The organism is Azospirillum brasilense, from assembly GCF_001315015.1.
GTDB classification, from domain to species: domain Bacteria; phylum Pseudomonadota; class Alphaproteobacteria; order Azospirillales; family Azospirillaceae; genus Azospirillum; species Azospirillum brasilense.
Genome location: NZ_CP012914.1, coordinates 929,168 through 941,414 on the forward strand (window position 1 = coordinate 929,168; position 12,247 = coordinate 941,414).

Annotated in this window: 13 protein-coding genes; 6 read left to right on the top strand and 7 right to left on the bottom strand. The window is 65.9% G+C overall.

Going from position 1 to position 12,247, the window contains the following annotated elements; genetic code table 11:
• Window positions 1–178 precede the first annotated feature (178 nt).
• Complete coding sequence (locus tag AMK58_RS04205; protein WP_035675262.1) at window positions 179–730, bottom strand: hypothetical protein; 552 nt, start codon at window positions 728–730, stop codon at window positions 179–181.
• A 209-nt stretch (window positions 731–939) separates the two neighbouring features.
• Here AMK58_RS04205 and AMK58_RS04210 point away from each other — a divergent pair, with 209 nt between their 5' ends.
• From AMK58_RS04210 to accC, 5 genes are all read left to right on the top strand, one after another.
• Window positions 940–2,403 (top strand): dynamin family protein, encoded by a 1,464-nt coding sequence (locus AMK58_RS04210; RefSeq protein WP_059398653.1) that lies wholly within the window; start codon window positions 940–942, stop codon window positions 2,401–2,403.
• Window positions 2,404–2,465: 62 nt separating this feature from the next.
• Window positions 2,466–3,203 carry a substrate-binding periplasmic protein gene (locus AMK58_RS04215; RefSeq protein WP_236778173.1) on the top strand — a complete coding sequence of 246 codons (738 nt, stop codon included), beginning with the start codon at window positions 2,466–2,468 and terminating at the stop codon, window positions 3,201–3,203.
• Between the two features lie 125 nt (window positions 3,204–3,328).
• Window positions 3,329–3,778: a type II 3-dehydroquinate dehydratase gene (gene aroQ, locus AMK58_RS04220; RefSeq protein WP_014241158.1), complete on the top strand. Its 450-nt coding sequence runs from the start codon at window positions 3,329–3,331 to the stop codon at window positions 3,776–3,778.
• 23 nt (window positions 3,779–3,801) lie between these two features.
• Complete coding sequence (gene accB / locus AMK58_RS04225; protein WP_059398654.1) at window positions 3,802–4,251, top strand: acetyl-CoA carboxylase biotin carboxyl carrier protein; 450 nt, start codon at window positions 3,802–3,804, stop codon at window positions 4,249–4,251.
• Between the two features lie 20 nt (window positions 4,252–4,271).
• Window positions 4,272–5,615: an acetyl-CoA carboxylase biotin carboxylase subunit gene (gene accC, locus AMK58_RS04230; protein WP_014241156.1), complete on the top strand. Its 1,344-nt coding sequence runs from the start codon at window positions 4,272–4,274 to the stop codon at window positions 5,613–5,615.
• A 230-nt stretch (window positions 5,616–5,845) separates the two neighbouring features.
• Here the strand turns inward: accC and AMK58_RS04235 are convergent, their stop codons facing one another.
• The gene (locus AMK58_RS04235) at window positions 5,846–6,499 is read right to left on the bottom strand and encodes a ribonuclease T2 family protein (protein WP_035675249.1); all 654 of its coding nucleotides are present in this window, start codon (window positions 6,497–6,499) and stop codon (window positions 5,846–5,848) included.
• Window positions 6,500–6,624: 125 nt separating this feature from the next.
• Between AMK58_RS04235 and aat the strand changes: the two genes are divergently transcribed.
• The gene (gene aat / locus AMK58_RS04240; protein ID WP_035675247.1) at window positions 6,625–7,266 is read left to right on the top strand and encodes a leucyl/phenylalanyl-tRNA--protein transferase; all 642 of its coding nucleotides are present in this window, start codon (window positions 6,625–6,627) and stop codon (window positions 7,264–7,266) included.
• 21 nt (window positions 7,267–7,287) lie between these two features.
• Here aat and AMK58_RS04245 read toward each other — a convergent pair whose 3' ends face one another.
• The 5 genes from AMK58_RS04245 to AMK58_RS04265 all read right to left on the bottom strand — a co-directional run bounded on the left by AMK58_RS04245 (window position 7,288) and on the right by AMK58_RS04265 (window position 12,231).
• A complete protein-coding gene (locus AMK58_RS04245) occupies window positions 7,288–7,749 on the bottom strand; it encodes a DUF2155 domain-containing protein (RefSeq protein ID WP_236778174.1) in 462 nt (153 codons plus the stop codon).
• A gap of 90 nt (window positions 7,750–7,839) precedes the next feature.
• On the bottom strand, window positions 7,840–8,109 hold the full coding sequence (locus AMK58_RS04250) for a hypothetical protein (RefSeq protein ID WP_059398655.1): 270 nt from the start codon (window positions 8,107–8,109) through the stop codon (window positions 7,840–7,842).
• Window positions 8,110–8,628: 519 nt separating this feature from the next.
• A complete protein-coding gene (clpA, locus tag AMK58_RS04255; RefSeq protein ID WP_035672029.1) occupies window positions 8,629–10,944 on the bottom strand; it encodes an ATP-dependent Clp protease ATP-binding subunit ClpA in 2,316 nt (771 codons plus the stop codon).
• An 8-nt stretch (window positions 10,945–10,952) separates the two neighbouring features.
• The gene (clpS, locus tag AMK58_RS04260) at window positions 10,953–11,279 is read right to left on the bottom strand and encodes an ATP-dependent Clp protease adapter ClpS (protein ID WP_035672033.1); all 327 of its coding nucleotides are present in this window, start codon (window positions 11,277–11,279) and stop codon (window positions 10,953–10,955) included.
• Window positions 11,280–11,745: 466 nt separating this feature from the next.
• The gene (locus AMK58_RS04265; protein WP_035672036.1) at window positions 11,746–12,231 is read right to left on the bottom strand and encodes a phasin family protein; all 486 of its coding nucleotides are present in this window, start codon (window positions 12,229–12,231) and stop codon (window positions 11,746–11,748) included.
• Between the last annotated feature and the right edge of the window lie 16 nt (window positions 12,232–12,247).

Below are 12,247 nucleotides of genomic sequence, written 5' to 3' on the forward strand. Positions count from 1 at the left end.
GATACAGCCTGTCACGCAGCGCACCGATGTGGTTTCCGATGGGCGGTGGAGCCCTCGAAAAGGCTTAACAGCCCCTTAATTCATGGTTAATAACGAGTTAATATCCGTTTGCGAGCCGAACAGGAGCTGCGTCGGTCTGTCTGCGTGACGCGCTGTATCGGCCTTTCCGCCCCGCCGGTCAGCCGACGTGCCAGGGGCCGCCCGGACGGGCGAACCCTTCCACCTGATCGCGCAGCTTCTGGATCTGCGACGGGGTGAGGGTAAGGCCGAGCTTGGTGGCGAAGGCGGCGGCGAGGGCACCACGCGTGGGGCGCTCCCCGCGGACCGACAGGGCGCGGTACAGCTCGAACGCCGCGGCGTAGCGCCGCAAGGCTTCCGGACGGCGGCGCAGTTGGGCCGCCTGCGGGGTGGCAGCCTCCTCCAAATGGGCTTCCAAGCGACGGAGGGCGTCCGTCGTCGACAGGGCGGGCAGGGGAACGGGCGGGTCCGGTTCCCGTTCGGGCTGGCCGATGGCCGCCTTGGCGCGGTGTCTCCGCTGGCGCAAGCGGTCTTCGTTGCGCAGCCGCTCCGCATAGGCTGGATCGCTGCGCCGCCGTTCGGTGCGGTTCCGATTGGCGCGGGCGTTGCGTTCCTCCCGGTCCGCGCGGCTCTGCGGATCGCTGAGCAGGAAGGCGAGTTCCTCCGCGGTCAGGCGCAGGGAATCAGTGTCGGGGTCGTTTTCGGCAGCCATGCCGAAAACAACGTTTCAGACGCCGTTTCCGATCCATACCACCAAAGAAGGTCTCAGGCGGCCGATGCTGCGCCGGCCGGTGCTGCACCGCCGCCACGGCGTTTCCGGTCATGGCGATTTCGCTGTCCATCGCAACGGCGCCTCGTGCTAGAGAATGCCTCCGACACGAGACGTCACCCCATTTCACAGCAGACGGGACCCGGCCGGCCATGACCCCCAGGCAAGCCCTCCAGCAGCGCCTCGCCGCCCTGGACGCGCATCTCCGCGCGGAAAACCCGAACCTTCTCCCGGTCATTCCGACCTTTCGCAATTTCGACCGGGTGCTGGTTCGGCTGGGCCTGCTGGGGCCGTACGAGTCGCTGACCACGCGCATCCCCTGGTGGCCGATGATCGCGGTGCTGGGCACCTTCTCCGCGGGCAAGTCCACCTTCCTCAACGGTTATCTCGGTGCGCCGCTGCAGAACACCGGCAACCAGGCGGTGGACGACAAGTTCACGGTGATCTGCCATGGGCCGGAAACCCGGCGGGAGGCACTGCCGGGCACCGCGCTGAACGCCGACCCGCGCTTTCCCTTCTACCGGATCGCCGACGAGATCGAGAAGGTTGCGGCGGGCGAGGGCAAGCGCATCGACAACTACCTTCAGCTCAAGACGCTGTCCGGCGATCGGGCGCGCGGCAAGATCTTCATCGACTCGCCGGGCTTCGACGCCGACGACCAGCGCCGCTCGGTGCTGCGGCTGGTCGATCACATCGTCGAGCTGTCCGACCTCGTGCTGGTGTTCTTCGACGGGCGCCACCCGGAGCCGGGGGCGATGCAGGACACGCTGAAGCATCTGGTGGCGAAGACGGTGGACCGCGCCGACGCGCGCAAGGTCTGCTACATCCTGAACCAGATCGACACCACGGCGAAGGAAGACAATCTGGAGGCGGTGTTTGGCGCGTGGCAGCGCGCCATCGCTCAGGCCGGTCTGGTGTCGGGCCGCTTCTACGCGCTCTACGACAGCAAGTCGGCGGTCGCCATCGCCGACGACGCGGTGCGCGCCCGCTACGAGGCGCGGCGCGATTCCGACCTCGCCGAACTCCAGGTGCGCATCAACGAGGTGGAGGTCGCCCGCGCCTACCGCATCGTCGGCATGATCGACAGCCTTGTGAAGGAGCTGAAGGGTGAGATCGTCCCGCAGCTCGCCGCGGCGATGAAGCGCTGGCGCAAGCTGGTGCTGATCGGCGACGCGGTGTGGCTGGCCCTGCTGGCCCTGTTCTTTGGCGGGATCGCCAGCCTCGCCGGCGGCGATACGGTGTCGGCCTTCCTCACCTGGCTGACCCAGTCGCAGCCGGCCTGGGCCGGTGGCCTTCCGGTCGGGGTGCTGGCGGCGCTGGTGGTGCTGGGCGGCCTGTTCGGCGCCGGCCATTTCTGGCTGCGCTCCTTCATGGCCCGGCGGGTCGCCCGCAGCCTGCCGGAGCGCTACGGCGACGTCGATCTGAACCTCCAGCAGGGCTTCCTGCGCAACACCCGTTTCTTTCGCTCGATCTTCCGCAAGAAGCCGGTGGGCTGGAGCGGCGGCGCCGAGAAGCGCATCTTCTCCATCCGCGAGGCGGTGGCGGAGCATGTCCAGCGCATCAACGACCTGTTCACCGACCCCGCCGGGCGGCGCAACCGCGCCCCGGCGGAGTAAGCGGACGTTCGCCGGAGAGCATCGTGGGACGGGCAATGGCGGGGCGGCGGTGTCTTCTGGCCATGCTCCTGCTGCTGGCGGTGTTCGGTCCTGTCCGGGCGGCACCGCTCGATTCGGCCCTGGATCTGGTCACCGGCAACGACTTCGCCCCCTTCACCGGGGAGGATCTGTCGGAGGGCGGCCTGCTGACCGACATCGTGCGCCGCGCCTTCGACGAGGTCGGGTTGCGTTATGGTGTGCGCTTCATGCCTTGGCGCCGCGGCTACGACGGCGTGCGGGCGGGCAAGTTCCTCGGCACCTTTCCCTATGTCCGCACGCCGGACCGCGAGATGGAGATGCTGTTCTCCGACCCGCTGCTGGAGGTGCGGCAACTCGTCTATCTGTCCGCCCACAGCAGCATGGTGTTTCACACTCCGGAGGATTTCCGGGGCCGTACGGTCTGCGCGCCGGTCGGCCACGCCTTGCCGGCGGAACTGGCGACGTTGGCCGCGGCGGGCGCGTTGACGCGGGAAAGCCCGGGGGACCTGCCGGCCTGCGTTCGGATGGTCGCCTCGGGCCGTGTGGACGCCTTCGTCATCGACGAGTTCACCGGGCGGAGCGCGGTGGCGAAGGCGATGGTCGGGGACGAGATCCGCATCGCGCCCTTGCCCTACGCCCGTGCCGGACAGCACCTGATTCTTTCCCGTTCGCTGCCGGAGGCGACGGCGATCCTGGCAGCCTTCAATGCCGGATTGAAAAAATTGAAGGATAGCGGCGCTTTCGAGGAGATCCTGCGCCGCCATTTGTCCGCCTCGCCGTGAGGCGATCGGCGTCGAAGGGGGCAGAACACGCCGATTGGGCGCAACATGCGCGCCATGCGCCATTGCCAGCGCGACGCAAAGTGCTATAAACGCGCGGACTCGATCTTGGAAAAGGGGCGTGGCCCGTGGCCATCGACGCTTCCGTTCTGGTCCTGAACGGACCGAACCTGAACATGCTGGGCGTGCGCGAACCGCACATTTATGGCTCCATGACGCTCGACGACCTGGAAGGCGCATGCCAGGAACGTGCCGAACAGCTTGGGCTGGCCATCGACTTCCGGCAGTCGAACCACGAGGGCGAACTCGTTTCCTGGATTCAGCAGGCGCGGACGGAGCATGACGGCATCGTCATCAACGCCGGCGCCTACAGCCACACCTCCGTCGCCATCATGGACGCGCTGATCCTGTCCGAGCTGCCGATCGTCGAGGTGCATCTCTCCAACATCTACAAGCGTGAGGCCATCCGCCACCACTCGCACATTTCCGCGGTGGCCAAGGGGATGATCTGCGGCTTCGGCCCTCACGGGTATCTGCTGGCGCTGGACGCCATGGCGAATATCCTCGAGCGCGACTAAGGAACACGGGAAAAACGAACACCATGGCAAGCTTCGACATCGACGGCGATCTGGTCCGCAAGCTCGCGGATCTCCTGCGTGAGACGGGCTTGAGCGAGATCGAGTTTGCCGAGGGCGAGAAGCGGATCCGCGTCACCCGCCCGACGGCCGCCCAGGCGGTGGCCGTGCACGCTCCGGTCGCCGCTCCCGCCCCCGCCACGGCCCCGGCCGCCGCCCCGGCGGGCAAGCCCGCCAGCCATCCGGGCGCCGTCACCTCGCCGATGGTCGGCACGGCTTACGCCGCGGCCGAGCCGGGCGGCACGCCCTTCGTTCGCGTCGGCGACACGGTGAAGGCCGGCCAGACCGTCCTCATCATCGAGGCGATGAAGGTCATGAACCCCATCAAGGCCCCGCGGGGCGGCACGGTCGTCGAGATTCTGATCTCCGACAGCCAGCCGGTGGAGTTCGGCGAAGTCCTTATGATCATCGAGTGAGCGGGGATCATCCCTTGGCGATGTTCGAGAAGGTCCTGATCGCGAACCGCGGTGAGATTGCTCTGCGCATCCACCGCGCCTGCCGTGAGATGGGAATCCAGACCGTGGCGGTGCATTCCACCGCCGACGCCGACGCCATGCACGTCCGCCTCGCGGACGAGAGCGTGTGCATCGGCCCCGCGTCGGCCCGCGAAAGCTACCTGAACATTCCGGCGATCCTGTCGGCGGCGTCGATCACCGGGGCGGACGCGATCCATCCCGGCATCGGCTTCCTGTCGGAGAACGCCCAGTTCGCGGAGATGGTGGAGGAGCACGGCTTCACCTTCATCGGCCCGACCGCGGAGCACATCCGCATCATGGGCGACAAGGTCACCGCGAAGAAGACGGTGATGGAGCAGGGGCTGCCCGTGGTCCCCGGTTCCGACGGCCCGGTGCCGACGCTGGAGGAGGCGGAGAAGATCGGCCGCGAGACCGGCTATCCGATCCTCATCAAGGCGGCGGCGGGCGGCGGCGGCAAGGGCATGAAGGTCGCCCGCAACCCCGACCAGCTCAAGGAAGCCTACCAGCTCGCCCGCGGCGAGGCGCGCGCCGCCTTCGGCAACGACGAGGTCTACATCGAGAAGTATCTCGGCAAGCCCCGGCACATCGAGATCCAGCTTCTCGGCGACGAGCACGGCAACTGCGTGCATTTCGGTGAGCGCGACTGCTCCGTGCAGCGCCGTCACCAGAAGGTCATCGAGGAAGCCCCGTCGCCGGCCCTGAACGCCGAGCAGCGCGCCTTCATCGGCGATCTGGCGGCCAAGACGGCGGCGGCCATCGGCTACCGCGGCGTCGGCACGATGGAGTTCCTGTTCGAAGACGGGCAGTTCTACTTCATCGAGATGAACACCCGCCTGCAGGTCGAGCACACGATCACCGAGATGATCACCGGCATCGATCTGGTGCGCGAGCAGATCCGCGTGGCGACCGGCGCCCCGCTCGGCTACGGCCAGGCGGACATCCGCTTCCAGGGCCATTCGATCGAGTGCCGCGTGAACGCGGAGCATCCGGAGACCTTCATCCCGTCGCCGGGGAAGATCGACGGCTATCACGCGCCGGGCGGCCTGGGCGTGCGCGTCGACTCGGCGCTCTACGACGGCTACCGCATCCCGCCGCACTACGACAGCCTGATCGCCAAGCTGGTCGTCCACGGCACCACCCGCAACGAGTGCCTGATGCGGCTGCGCCGGACGATCGAGGAGTACGTGATCGGCGGCGTCGACACCACGCTGCCCCTGCACCAGCGCATCATCGCGCAGCAGGCCTTCATCGATGGCAACTACGACATCCACTGGCTTGAGCAGTTGATGGGCATGAAGAAGTAAAATCCGCCAAGCGGTTCAATGAAAAGAGCCCTCCTTCCCGATGGGGAGGAAGGGCTCTTTTCGTTTTTGCGGGTGCGGGATTCTCGGATGACAACAGGGTCTTCACGGATTTCACGGATTTTTATAGTCGTGCCCAGTGCAGGCCTGTTCGATCAGCGTGCGCTGAGCAAGCCCAAAGAAATCCGCGAAATCCGTGAAGCACCTGTCGCCCGCGAGAATCCGACACCCCGTCACGGCGCCGCGGTCAGCAGGGCGTCGCGGCGGCAGCGGTCGACCACCTTGGCGCCGCAGGGGATGAAGGACAGATCCTTGTTCAGGCACAGCCGCACCTCGGCCACGTCGCGCTTGGAGCAGATCAGCGCCACCGACTCCGGTTCCAGCCCAGGGTTGGCCTGGACGAACAGGCGCTCCACCTGGGTCGCGGGGATCGACAGATCGGATTTCGGGGCCTGGAGTGCCTCGGGAATCTTGACCTTGGCGAAGGCCTTGCGGACCTGCGCGAAGTAATCGGTGACGGGCAGGCCGCTGCAGGTGCCGTGCTTCGTCCATTGATGCACGATCAGGCCGACGCTGGGCATCACCGGCATGGTGGCGTCCACCACGGCGCGGGGGACCGTGCGGTCGCGGGTGCAGGTGGCCGGATAGCCGCCGTTGCTGTATTGCGGCCACAGGCCGTGGACGATGAAGCCGAACCTGCGTTCCACCCCGCACTGGTCGGGGTCGGCGTCGCCCTGATTCTTGGCGCAGTGGGTGGGCGACCAGGACAGGCTGAACACATAGTAATCGAAGGTGCCGGGCTCTGCCTTGCGCTGCGCCCATGACGCGCCGGTCATTGAGAGAAACACAACCATCGATACGACGATGGCTGACAGAACCGTCTTCATGTTGGATCTCCTGCGATGAACACCTCTTTCCGTTGCATACCATGGTGGGAGCCACCTGTCGCGCGGAAGTGGTGCGCTGAGATAACGTTGCGGGGGCGAGGGAGCAAACGGCTATAGTGTCCGCGATGATCGAATTGTCCGCATCGCTGCTTCTGCGCGCCTACGCCGCCGGCATTTTCCCGATGGCGGAGAACGCCGACTCCGAGGAGCTGTACTGGTTCGATCCGGAGCGGCGTGGCGTTCTGCCGCTGGAGGGCTTCCACGTCCCGCGCAAGCTGCGCAGGACCGTGCGGCGCGGCCCGTTCGACCTGCGCTTCGACACGGCCTTCCGTGCAGTGATCGAGGCCTGCGCGGAACCGACGCCGGACCGCCCGAAGACCTGGATCAACGGCGATATCCTGCGCCTCTATACCGAACTGCACGAGCGCGGCTGCGCCCACAGCGTGGAGTGCTGGAGCGGCGGCCAACTCGTCGGCGGCCTGTATGGTGTGGCGCTGGGCGGCGCCTTTTTCGGGGAAAGCATGTTCAGCCGCGTCACCGACGCCAGCAAGGTGGCGCTGGTGCATCTGGTTGCTCGGTTGCGGACGGCGGGCTACACGCTGCTGGACGCGCAATTCGTGACGGAGCATCTGAGTCAGTTCGGCGCCGTGGAGATCCCGCGCGCCGAGTACCGCCGCCGATTGGCCGCCGCCCTGGCGGTGCCGACAAATTTCGGCAGCGTGGACCAAGGCACGGCCATCGCGGCGTTGCTGGGCGCGGAGGGCTGAGGGTGGGGCCCTGGGCTGGGCTCAGTCACCCTCGCAGGACAGGACCCAGACGTCGTAGATCGGGTGCTCCATAGCCGACAGGGCGGGACTGGAGGCGAACATCCAACCGCTGAACACCGGCTCTGCCTGTTCGCCGGGCTTGTTCTCGATCACTTCGAGGAATGCGGCGGTTTCCGGAGTTTCGATCGGCGGGTTCTCCTTGCAGGCGCGCAGCGTGATGCGCAGGCTGCCGAGCGCCTTGGTCTCGCCGACCGCGATGGTGAAGGTGGAGGTCCTTGCGGTGATCTTGTCCAGCCCCTGCAGCTTGGCAGCGGGGCGGCTGACCATCTCCTCCGGCACCGGAGCGGCACCGGCCGGGCTGGTCAGGCTCATCAAGGCTGGCAGGCTGAGCAGCGTTGCCGCCAAGGCCGCGCCGCGAACGCGTTTGCCAATGATTGAGCCGATGAGGCTTTTCGGAGTCGTCGTCACTTGGATCGTCGTCACTGGGGATCGCTTCCGTGATGTCGAACGGCGTGGGCCGAAACCCGACAGCCTTCTATCCCGGAAGCGTCTCCCCGTCTACTCCGTGCCCGCTTACTGGGTGATGCTACCGCTGGGGCGGGTGCCGCCATAGGGTGCGGTGTTGGTGGACGGACCGGCGGTGCCCTCCTTCTCCTCGACCTTCTGGGTGGCGGTGCCGCCCGCGGCACCCGCGGCGCCACCGACCACCGCGCCGACCGGCCCGCCGATCACGGCGCCCGCCGCAGCCCCGCCCAGCGCGCCGCTGGCGGCCTTCTCCTCGGTGTTGACTCCGCAGGCGGCGGCGAGCAGGGCGAGGCCGAGAACCAGGAAACGGGCTTTCATCGCTGATCTCCTCTGTGATGGGTCTGGCGTGATGTGTGCCGTGTTGGATCTGCGGAGGGAAACGGCAGCGTGGCCGCGGCTGTTCCGAAGGGCGCTGGGAAAAAGTGGATGAGGCAAGCGAAAAAGGACCCTTGCCAGCCAGTGTGAAAACAGGATCCCGGCGCTTGAAGGCTAAGCAACAATGCCCACAGCGCAAGCTGCGGGCATTGTCATGTCAGGCCGGATTGAAGGTGCGTCGCGCTATCAGGCAACGCTTTCCCCATAAACGCTGGACGGATTGATCGTGCCGGATGCGATGGTCCGGGTGGTGGACATGTTTGTCGGCACGCTGGATCTGGCGACGCTCGGCTTTGCCAAAGCCCTGCTTGCGGCCCGCGTGAAGCAACGCCCGTAGATCCTGCGCTGGCTAGGGCAATCTGACCGCACCCCCTGTAAACGTGAAAAACCCCAGCCCAAGCGGGCTGGGGTTTTCACACAGGCTGTCGAAGCCCTCTTCTTCACGCTCCGTGCGAAGCGGCGTCACTCCGCCAGTTCGTGCACGACCTCGTCCTCGTCCTCGTCGCCGGAGCGCCGCTTGCGCGAGCCCTCGGTGTAGTCGAAGGCGGGCTTGTCGTCCTTCACGGTGACCTTGACCAATCCGCCCTTGGCGAGCTTGCCGAACAGCAGCTCCTCCGCCAGCGGCTTCTTCAGGTGCTCCTGGATCACGCGGCCCAGCGGACGCGCGCCGTAGAGCGGGTCGTAGCCCTTCTTGCCCAGCCACTCGCGGGCCTGATCGTCGAGTTCGATCGTGACGCCGCGGTCCTCGAGCTGCGCCTCCATCTGCATGATGAACTTGTCCACCACGCGGTTGATGACCTCCTGGGTCAGCGGTGCGAAGGGGATGATCGCATCCAGACGGTTGCGGAACTCCGGCGTGAACAGCTTCTCGACCGCTTCCATGTCCTCGCCGACCCGACGCTCGCGCTCGAAGCCGATGGCCGGCTTGGCCATGTCCGAGGCGCCCGCGTTGGAGGTCATGATGAGGATGACGTTGCGGAAGTCCACCGTCTTGCCGTTGTGGTCGGTCAGCTTGCCGTGATCCATGATCTGCAACAGGATGTTGAACAGATCCGGATGCGCCTTCTCGATCTCGTCGAGCAGCAGCACGCAATGCGGATGCTGGTCGATGGCGTCGGTCAGCAGGCCGCCCTGGTCGAACCCGACATAGCCTGGAGGGGCGCCGATCAGGCGGGAGACCGTGTGCCGCTCCATGTACTCCGACATGTCGAAGCGGGTCAGCTCGATGCCCAGCGTGAGGGAGAGCTGGCGGGCCACCTCGGTCTTGCCGACGCCGGTCGGGCCGGTGAACAGGTAGTTGCCGATCGGCTTCTCCGGTTCGCGCAGGCCGGCGCGGGCCAGCTTGATGGCGGAGACCAGCGCGTCGATGGCCTTGTTCTGGCCGAAGACCATGGTCTTCAGGTCGCGCTCCAGGTTGAGGAGCGTTTCCTTGTCGTCGCGGCTGACCGACTTCGGCGGGATGCGGGCGATCTTGGCGACCACCGCCTCCACGTCCTTGACGGAGATCTTCTTCTTCCGCTTGTTCTCCGGCAGCAGCATCTGCGCGGCCCCGACCTCGTCGATGATGTCGATGGCCTTGTCGGGCAGCTTGCGGTCGCCGATGTACTTCGCGGACAGCTCCACCGCCGAACGGATCGCGTCGTTGGTGTAGCTCACCCGGTGGTGCTTCTCGTAGTAGGTCTTGATCCCCTGGAGGATCTTGATCGCATCCTCGACCGTCGGCTCGTTGACGTCGATCTTCTGGAAGCGCCGGACGAGCGCCCGGTCCTTCTCGAAATAGTTCCGGTATTCCTTGTAGGTCGTCGAACCGATGCAACGCAGCGAGCCGGAGGCGAGGGCCGGCTTCAGCAGGTTCGAGGCGTCCATCGCACCGCCCGAGGTCGCACCGGCGCCGATGACCGTGTGGATCTCGTCGATGAAGAGGACGGCACCTTCCGTGGCCTCCAGTTCGGAGACGACGGCCTTGAGGCGCTCTTCGAAGTCGCCGCGGTACCGCGTACCGGCGAGCAGGGAGCCCATGTCGAGCGCGAAGATGGTGGCGCCCTTCAGCACCTCCGGAACCTCGCCATGGACGATGCGGCGGGCCAGCCCCTCGGCGATGGCGGTCTTGCCGACACCGGGGTCACCGACATACAGCGGGTTGTTCTTCGACCGCCGGCACAGGATCTGGATGGTCCGTTCGACCTCCTGCTCCCGTCCGATCAGCGGATCGATCTTCCCGCTGGCCGCCTTCTTGTTCAGGTTGACGCAATAAGCCTCTAGGGCTTCGCTGCCTTTCTTCACGACCTTCTCCGCCGCCGCGTCCTCGTCGGCTCCGGTAACGCGCTTCGCTTCCGAGCGGCCCGGGGCCTTCGCGATTCCGTGAGAGATGTAGTTCACCGCGTCGAAACGGGTCATCTCCTGCTCCTGCAGGAAATAGACCGCGTGGCTTTCGCGTTCAGAGAACAGGGCGACGAGCACATTTGCTCCCGTCACCTCTTCACGCCCCGACGACTGGACGTGGATGGCCGCGCGTTGCAGCACCCGTTGGAAGCCAGCCGTCGGCTTCGCATCATCGGGCCTGTTCGTGATCAGGTTCGCAAGCTCGTTGTCGAGGTAATCCGAGAGTTCGGCGCGCAGGCGGTCCAGATCGACCCCACAAGCGCGCAAGACGGCCATTGCATCGGCATCCTCGGTCAATGCGAGCAGCAAGTGTTCGAGCGTCGCGTATTCGTGCCTGCGCTCGTTCGCATGGGCCAGGGCTCGGTGCAGCGTCTGTTCCAAGTTACGCGACAGCATCTGTGGCCTTAATCCTTTTCTAGCGTACATTGCAGCGGGTGCTGGTTCTGGCGCGCAAAGTCCATAACCTGCGTGACTTTCGTCTCCGCCACCTCGTAGGTGAACACGCCGCACAAGCCCACGCCCCGCCGGTGCACATGCAGCATGATCCGTGTCGCCTCCTCGCGCGACTTGGCAAAGAAGCGCTCCAAGACATGAACGACGAATTCCATAGGTGTGTAGTCGTCGTTCAACATCAAGACCTTATACATCGAGGGCTTTTTAGTCTTAGGCTTGGTTTTGATGACCACGCCCGTAGTGGTGCCCTCGTCGCCGTGTTTGTCGTTTTCGGCCATGGTCTCAACAGGTCAGCATCGCGATGTACGTCGCATGAATGATATGAGAACTCCGGGCGCGGTGGGAAGGGGCCGTTTTCGGTGAGTCCCCATTTGGGAGAGGCCCATTCGGAACGAAACCTGCCCGGCTACCCCGGAATTGGTGGAGAACAACCGTTTTGCGGCAGAATTGCCGCACCGGCGTACCAAAAATGGCACGGCCGGCGCCCGGTGCCGGCGTCCTGTAGATGCTCCTCGCCCGAAAACAAACAAGCCCGGCGGTTTGCACCGCCGGGCTTTCCCGGAACTTCACAATGCCGTGAGGCGGCAGGATTTAAAGCGGTACCGCCTTGCGCCGTCCACGCCCCCGGACGGTAGCGTCCCGGGGGCGATGGAGGTGGGAGCCGCCCCGGCCTCGCGGCCGGGTCTATGGAATTGCTGACTCCGGGTCATTTTGTCTCAGGCAGATGTCTGGGGCCGGCCTGGATCAGGCGGCCTTCGCCGCGACCGGCTTGGACAGCGTCTCGACCGTGACCTGGAGGCGGTCGTTGATCGGCGCAAAGGCGTCCTTGGCGGTCTTCAGCGACAGTTCCTGCAGCTTGGCGCTCTCCTTGACGAAGGTCTCGAAGCTCGCCTTGGCGAAGCTGCTCTGCAGCTCGACCAGCTCCTGGATGGTCTTGACGGCCAGCAGGGCCTTGCCGGTGGCGGCGCTCTTCTCCAGCGAGGACTGGGTGAAGGAGGCGACCTGCTTGCCGGCTTCCTCGGCGCCCTTGGCGACGATGGTGCCCGACTTCACGACGGCGTCGACGTTGCCCTTGGTCAGGGCGGTCAGCTCGTCGAAGCCCTTCAGGATCTGGGCCGAGGCCTTCTCGAACTGCTCCTGCTGGGACTTGACCAGGCCGTCCACGTTCTGCTTGGCGGCGGACACGGCGTCTTCGAAGGTCTTGGTGGCGGCGGCGAACTTGTCGGTCATGGAACGGCTCCTCGAA

Bases quoted from the DNA above. Each gene is read 5' to 3' on its own strand.
- AMK58_RS04205 (WP_035675262.1), bottom strand. From the start codon at position 730: ATGGCTGCCGAAAACGACCCCGACACTGATTCCCTGCGCCTGACCGCG.
- AMK58_RS04210 (WP_059398653.1), top strand. From the start codon at position 940: ATGACCCCCAGGCAAGCCCTCCAGCAGCGCCTCGCCGCCCTGGACGCG.
- AMK58_RS04215 (WP_236778173.1), top strand. From the start codon at position 2,466: ATGCTCCTGCTGCTGGCGGTGTTCGGTCCTGTCCGGGCGGCACCGCTC.
- accB (WP_059398654.1), top strand. From the start codon at position 3,802: ATGGCAAGCTTCGACATCGACGGCGATCTGGTCCGCAAGCTCGCGGAT.
- accC (WP_014241156.1), top strand. From the start codon at position 4,272: ATGTTCGAGAAGGTCCTGATCGCGAACCGCGGTGAGATTGCTCTGCGC.
- AMK58_RS04235 (WP_035675249.1), bottom strand. From the start codon at position 6,499: ATGAAGACGGTTCTGTCAGCCATCGTCGTATCGATGGTTGTGTTTCTC.
- aat (WP_035675247.1), top strand. From the start codon at position 6,625: ATGATCGAATTGTCCGCATCGCTGCTTCTGCGCGCCTACGCCGCCGGC.
- AMK58_RS04250 (WP_059398655.1), bottom strand. From the start codon at position 8,109: ATGAAAGCCCGTTTCCTGGTTCTCGGCCTCGCCCTGCTCGCCGCCGCC.
- clpA (WP_035672029.1), bottom strand. From the start codon at position 10,944: ATGCTGTCGCGTAACTTGGAACAGACGCTGCACCGAGCCCTGGCCCAT.
- clpS (WP_035672033.1), bottom strand. From the start codon at position 11,279: ATGGCCGAAAACGACAAACACGGCGACGAGGGCACCACTACGGGCGTG.
- AMK58_RS04265 (WP_035672036.1), bottom strand. From the start codon at position 12,231: ATGACCGACAAGTTCGCCGCCGCCACCAAGACCTTCGAAGACGCCGTG.